At 64.6% G+C, this 2,424-nt stretch carries 2 protein-coding genes and 1 pseudogene; all 3 read right to left on the bottom strand.

Going from position 1 to position 2,424, the window contains the following annotated elements; genetic code table 11:
* Nucleotides 1-847, bottom strand: an 847-nt coding sequence (locus tag PL79_RS13100; RefSeq protein ID WP_135801051.1) for an ABC transporter ATP-binding protein, incomplete at its 3' end; no start/stop codon positions are given.
* Nucleotides 848-1,035: 188 nt separating this feature from the next.
* Complete coding sequence (locus tag PL79_RS13105; RefSeq protein ID WP_044849099.1) at nt 1,036-2,151, bottom strand: polyamine ABC transporter substrate-binding protein; 1,116 nt, start codon at nt 2,149-2,151, stop codon at nt 1,036-1,038.
* A 62-nt stretch (nt 2,152-2,213) separates the two neighbouring features.
* Nucleotides 2,214-2,424, bottom strand: a pseudogene (locus PL79_RS13110) (aspartate aminotransferase family protein); the annotation flags it as partial.

The following is a 2,424-nucleotide window of genomic DNA, read 5'->3' on the forward strand; positions in this document are numbered from 1 at the left end:
CGAGGTCGTCGCTTTCGACGAAGATGTGATCGGGTTCGTCCTCGACCACGCGGCCTTCGAACAGGTTCGTCGAGCCGATAAACTCGGCCGAGAAGCGGCTGTTCGGGTATTCGTACACTTCGCCCGGCGTGCCGATCTGCACGATCCTGCCTTCGCTCATCACCGCGAGGCGGCTTGCCATCGTCATCGCCTCTTCCTGGTCGTGCGTGACCATCACGCAGGTCACGTCGACCTTCTCGATGATGTTCACGAGTTCGAGCTGGGTCTTCTGGCGGATCTTCTTGTCGAGCGCGGACATCGGCTCGTCGAGCAGCAGCAGCTTCGGGCGCTTCACCAGCGAACGCGCGAGCGCGACGCGCTGCTGCTGGCCGCCGGACAGCTGGTGCGGCTTGCGCTTCGCGTACTTGCTCATCTGCACCAGCGCGAGCGCGTCGGCCACGCGTTCCTTGATCTCGTTTTTCGGCGTGCCTTCCTGCTTCAGCCCGAACGCGACGTTCGATTCGACCGACATGTGCGGGAACAGCGCATACGACTGGAACATCATGTTGACCGGGCGGCGGTACGGCGGCAGCGACGCGAGGTCCTCGCCGTCGACGAAGATCTTGCCGGAGGTCGCCGTCTCGAGCCCGGCGAGCATGCGTAACAGCGTCGACTTGCCGCAGCCGGAGCTGCCGAGCAGCGCGAACAGCTCGTTCTTCGCGATCGTCAGGTTCACGTTGTCGACGGCCGTGCTGTCGCCGAACTTCTTCACGACGTTTTCGATGCGCACGAACGCGTCGTTCTTCGTGCGGGCCGCGGCGGCCGGTTGGGTGTGGCGTGCGGCAGCGGAAGAGGGTATCGATTGCATGGGAGTCACCATTCGTTCTTCACGGATTGCAGGCGTGAGCGTCCCCGCGCGAGGCGTACAACGCGACTCGCGGACAACGGCTCGTGCCGGATGGAACAGCGCGCGGTGCGCGCGGGCGGACGAAGCGTCCGCGGATCTCTGGCGGGCAGGCGTTCAGCCGATGCCTGCGCCGCCGTGATGGTTCGTGATCAGTGGCCCGTCTTCAGCTGCGCCCACAGACGGTTCTCGAGGCGCAGGATGTCGGCCGGCATCGGCTTCATCAGCACCATCTTCTTCAGCACGTCCTCGGGCGGATAGACGGTCGGATCCTGCGCGACGGCCGGCGTGACGAACGGGTGCGCGGCCTTGTTCGCGGTCGGGTAGAACACCGTGTTGGTGATCGCCGCGTTGACCTTCGGGTCGGACACGTAGTTGATCCACTTCAGTGCGGCCTCGGGGTGCGGTGCATCCTTCGGGATCACCATCACGTCGAACCACAGCAGGCCGCCTTCCTTCGGGTTCGAGAACTTGATGTCGTACGGGCGCTTCGCCTCCGACGAGCGGCGGTGCGCGATGCCGACGTCGCCCGACCAGCCGAGCACGACGCACACGTCGTTGTTCGCGAGGTCGTTGATGTAGCCGGACGAGTTGAACTGGGTGATGTACGGGCGGACTTTCTTCAGGACTTCGAACGCAGCCTGGTAGTCGCCGGGGTTCTTGCTGTTCGGATCCTTGCCCATGTACTGCAGCGTGGCCGCGAACACGTCGACGGCCTGGTCGAGGAACGACACGCCGCAGCTCTTCAGCTTTTCCATGTTGGTCGGGTCGAACACCAGCGCCCAGCTGTCGACGGGCGCCTTGTCGCCGAGCGCCTTCTTCACCGCCTGCGCGTTGTAGCCGATGCCGTCGGTGCCGTAGGCCCAGGGAACGCCGTACTGGTTGCCCGGATCGGCGTCCGAGATCATCTTCATCAGCAGCGGGTCGAGGTTCGCGAGGTTCGGGATCTTCGACTTGTCGAGCTTCTGGTACACGCCGGCCTGGATCTGCTTGGCCATGTAGTTCGAGGTCGGCACGACGATGTCGTAGCCCGAGCTGCCCGCCAGCAGCTTCGCCTGCAGCGTGTCGTCGCTGTCGTAGTTGTCGTACTTGACGTGGATGCCCGTCTGCTTCTGGAAGTTCGGGATCGTGTCGGGTGCGATGTAGTCGGACCAGTTGTAGACGTTCAGCTCGTCGGCATGCGCCGACGGGCTGGCGACCGACGTGAACGCGGCCACCGCGGCAAGGGCCGCGATGGAACAGGCTTGGCGAAGAAAGCAGGCACGCATGGTGGAATTCCCCTGGGTTATGGCGGCGCGCGGCACCCGCCGCACGCCTGTAGGCAAAGTCGTTACGAAAGGCCCAGTTGCTGGGCGGTCGCATCGACGGCCTTCTTCGCCTTCGATACGAGTTCATCGATTTCCTGACGCGAAATCACGAGCGGCGGCGACAGCAGCATCCGGTCGCCGGTCGCGCGCATGATCAGGTTGCCGTTGAAGCAGAAGTCGCGGCAGATCGTGCCGACCTCGCCGCCGTTCGCGAAGCGGCGGCGTTCGGCCGGC

The sequence above is a fragment of the Burkholderia sp. USMB20 genome (assembly GCF_000949135.2).
Classification (GTDB): Bacteria; Pseudomonadota; Gammaproteobacteria; order Burkholderiales; family Burkholderiaceae; genus Burkholderia.